General features: G+C 57.1%; 3 protein-coding genes. 2 read left to right on the top strand and 1 reads right to left on the bottom strand.

From position 1 onward, the window contains the following. Window positions 1-765: hypothetical protein (locus VG146_09670; GenBank protein ID HEV2392617.1), on the top strand; the 765-nt coding region annotated here is incomplete at its 5' end. Window positions 766-1452: 687 nt separating this feature from the next. Next, window positions 1453-2625: a contractile injection system protein, VgrG/Pvc8 family gene (locus VG146_09675; GenBank protein ID HEV2392618.1), complete on the top strand. Its 1173-nt coding sequence runs from the start codon at window positions 1453-1455 to the stop codon at window positions 2623-2625. Window positions 2626-2637: 12 nt separating this feature from the next. On the opposite strand, the gene VG146_09680 is transcribed toward VG146_09675, so the two are convergent. After that, window positions 2638-2764, bottom strand: a 127-nt coding sequence (locus VG146_09680; GenBank protein ID HEV2392619.1) for a transposase, incomplete at its 5' end; no start/stop codon positions are given.

A 2764-nucleotide genomic window follows, 5' to 3' on the forward strand; every position in this document is an offset into this window, starting at 1 on the left:
TCTCTCGTGGTCGGGCATCTCGGATTGGCTGCGCCCAGTCGCAACATCTTTGTTGTCCGGCGTTGGGACCCCTTTATTCCCGACAATACGGTTGAGGTTTCCTGGCCACCAGGAACAGTTCCGGACTACATTTGGGAACGGAATTTTGACCCGCGCACCCTTGCTCCCACGGCCTATCTGAACGGCCTGCTTTTTGCCGGAAACTATATCCAACAAGCGGGCCATGCCGAGGTGCAACTTTTTCCTGCCGATCCAGATGTCCCCTTGGGGTTTACGGTTGCCGACGGGTTTTCCGGGATCAGTCCTTTTGGCGCTTTCTACACCGGCCTCAGCTATGATGATGTCGGCGGCCTCCGGTTTCTCCTTAACCAGACAAACGTCAATTATGCGACCCTCCTGCCTGATGTGCAGCTCGCTCCCGGCAGCGATCCCCAACAAAAACTTGTGGATGGCGCCTGGAGGGCAGGTGTTGAAAAAATCACATTCGTGCAACAGTCCTTTGACAGCGAATGGCAGCCCATTCCCATGACCGTTCCATTCACGGACACCTATTTCACGAATGGGATTGTTATGCAGCAGGCCGCGCAACGCGTGGTCAGCCAACCGGATTTTCTCTTTTGCGCCGGAGATAATGGACCAACCTGGCCGACTGGGTGTCCGTGGCAACGGTCACCAACAGCGGCGCAATTGTTGAGTGGCAGCTCTCGGGGACGGCTTTGCCTTGCCGCTTTTTCCGAGTGCTGCCGCAGTGAACGGTTTTCGTGAGCTTGATGGCCTTGGCATGGGGGGGCGGTGCGGAAAAAGAATGGGGCCAGAGGCAGGAGCGCCGGTTTCGTGGCTTGGTGTTGGTCTTTTCAAAGTGCGGCAGAAGCGCAAAGCCTTGCCAATCAGGCCGCGCAGCAATTGGCGGAGCGTTTTCGAACTGGAGATTTTCCGCCGAAAGGTGGGGGCTATTATCCCAACCGCCCGTTTCGGGAACGGCTATTGCGAGAAATCAGGAATGACTCGGGTGGTTGGATGCAAAACAGCAAGCGCGGTTCCAGGATTGGGAAGCACGATACCAAAAGTGCGCCACGCAGTGGGCGACATGCGAATTGATACGCCAAGTCGGCAACCCGGCGGTTCATCCGGAAGCGCAACGGATTATAAAACTGCACGACGGCCCCACACGGGCGGAATCCAAGTTGCCACTGGGTTGAGGAATCACCCCGGTTTTGAATTGGCGCGCTTTTTGGGGGGCGATTACCAGGCCCCAAAACAAACGCAGAGAACGCAAAGAAATGGTGGTTTGGACCGCAGATAACGCAGGCTACTGGGGCGAAAGTGCTTGCGCTATCGAAGGCTGCTGTGGTTTATTGCTGCGTGTCACCCATTAATGCAGGCGAAGGATCTGTGACGTGACATCGCCAATCAGCAGACCTGACGACTGAATCCGAACCGCACCATTAATCTATGAAATCACCAGGCTCCAGGCTTTCCCACGTGCTACTGGCGCTGGTCCTTTGCGCCAGCGTGAATCGCATCAAGGCCCAAGGGACGGCCTTTACATACCAGGGCCGGCTGCAAAACAACGGCGGCCCGGTCAGTGGGAGTTACGATCTTACCTTTACCCTGTTCAGCAGCAACACCGGCGGCGCGGCGCTGGCCGGGCCGATCACCAACAGCGCCGTGGGGGTGAGCAACGGCCTGTTCACCGTGACGATTGACTTCGGTTCGAGCGTGTGGAATGGGGCGACTAATTGGCTCGAGATCGGTGTGGAGACAAACGGTGGCAGCGCATTTGCCACGCTCACGCCGCGCCAGCAGTTCACTGCTGCGCCGTATGCGGTGACTGCGGAAGGGGTGATTTCAGGCGGGATTACATCGGGGATGCTGGCAAGCGGGGCGGTGACTGGCGACAAGATTGCGGCAGGGGCGGTAAATGGGGCCAGCATCGATGACGGCGGCAGCGGGGCTTATCAGGCGTTTCAGCAGGCAGAACTCGGTGCAGGCGGCGACAGCACATTGGCTTTTGCAAATCTCGCTCAAACCTCAAGCGCCAACGGGGTGAGCCCCGGCTTTTCCTTCACCATCAACGGTTCGGCCTTCGGCAGGGTGGTTGGGTTCTCCGGTTACGAGGGGATTTCCCAGCCATACTATTATGTGGTGGAGGTCAGTTCGCCCGGCGCTGTGGTGAATCCCGATTCCGAACTCGGCCAGGCCGGACAGTTGACTTACAGCCGCAGCGGCCACATTACAAGTTTTGGCGGATTGGTCACTGCCTGCACTTCGGCTGGCTTGGATGGAACCAATTTTCTCTACACGGTGCGGCTCGAGTCACCCCTGGCTTATATGGCGCTCAAGACCGATTATGGCATTTACCAGAACCTGAGTTTCCCAACGGTGGTGTCGAGCGTGTATCGCGCCGTCACTACCTATGTTCCAACCCTTAACCTGAGCGGCACCTATTCCCCTCACACTTTCTGTGTGCAGTACCGGGAGACCAGCTTCAACTTCGTGAGCCGGCTGATGGAAGAGGAGGGCATTTTTTATTTCTTTAACCAGGGCTCGGCAGTGCCGGGACTGGTCATGGGCGATAACACGTCGGCTTACCTGGCCTCGCCCAACTCGCCCTTCGTTTATTAGTTTCTACGGGGATCATAGTGGGTAGAGATTGAGCTTTCCGCAGAAGAACAGGATACGAATCCGGTAGTTGTGAAAGTTGCGAAAGCCTCGGGCAGCGGACTTGAGACTCTGGATTTTCGAGTTCAGCCCCTCGGTTACG

Source organism: Verrucomicrobiia bacterium, assembly GCA_035946615.1.
Classification (GTDB): Bacteria; Verrucomicrobiota; Verrucomicrobiia; order Limisphaerales; family UBA8199; genus DASYZB01.

Coding starts and splice junctions, on each gene's coding strand:
- VG146_09675 (HEV2392618.1), top strand. CDS start 1,453: ATGAAATCACCAGGCTCCAGGCTTTCCCACGTGCTACTGGCGCTGGTC.